The sequence below is a fragment of the Bacillus sp. 05T31 genome (assembly GCF_056396725.1).
Map to the genome: position 1 here is coordinate 1 of NZ_JBFTMA010001066.1, position 998 is coordinate 998.

The following is a 998-nucleotide window of genomic DNA, read 5'->3' on the forward strand; positions in this document are numbered from 1 at the left end:
ATATTTGTTTAGTGTAATTTTTGTAAATATGTATAATTGCATAAAGTTTGCAAGAAAAAGAGAGTATACTTTGGCATTGTGTAATAAAGATATAGCCCATCTACGGAAATAGGTGGGCTATTTTATATTGGTGAGCTTGTTTATGTAATCTAGAATAGATTCACTGTATACTGTGAGGGTGTCAGTAGGGTATTAATCATAGCGCCAAACTTTGTTCATATTTCTTTACATCTTCCATAGTTTTAAATATTAACACATCAAAAACTCCTTTTTCATTCCCACATACGACAACAAAACCATCTGTTGCTTCCAGAACTCTACCAACGCCACCATCTGTAAGCGTAATGCTGGTGAGATGTTTTACGCTCAGTTTTTCTTCTTTTCGAATATAAGTAGTTATGGGTGTCCCTACGGGAAATGCGCTTGTAATATCTTCTGTTGTATATGTGCCATCTATTGATTGAGTTTGAGCTGCGATGGAATCAGTTTGAGTGGCACATCCTGTTGAGCATATTAAAAGAATTCCAGTAATAATACTTACACAAGCTTTTTTTACCATTCACAAAATCCTCCTATAACTGTTCGTATTGTTAACTCATTTAGGATAACAAATTGTATATACGAAGTTTGTTGGTTTATGTGAGTCGTAAATCAACAAAGATACAAGTATTTTGGCAGAATGTGTTTCAAACAAAAAAAGCCACCATAAGGTGCCTTCCTGCGATTTGAACCAACGTAATATGGTATTGGATGCCAATCCAATTATTATTTTACCACGTTAGATAATTTCGAGTATTGAGAAATAGTAAAAGCACTCTTTCGAGTGCCGCTATTTACTTCACTAATTTATCCATAACTTCTTTATACTTATTAAACTCTTCATCTTTCATATCGCCATTCATCTGTAAAAGGAAATTCCCCGGTTCTGGTGCAAAAACTTTGAAGTATATGAAAAATGTCTATCAAACTTGGACATACTGATACTAGTACTCTAAAAA

General features: G+C 33.7%; 1 protein-coding gene and 1 pseudogene. Both read right to left on the minus strand.

The window, feature by feature from the left end:
• Window positions 1–196 precede the first annotated feature (196 nt).
• A complete protein-coding gene (locus tag AC1DJR_RS31380; protein ID WP_429688642.1) occupies window positions 197–559 on the minus strand; it encodes a hypothetical protein in 363 nt (120 codons plus the stop codon).
• Between the two features lie 274 nt (window positions 560–833).
• Window positions 834–920 (minus strand): annotated as a pseudogene (locus tag AC1DJR_RS31385) (stress protein); the annotation flags it as partial.
• Window positions 921–998 lie beyond the last annotated feature (78 nt).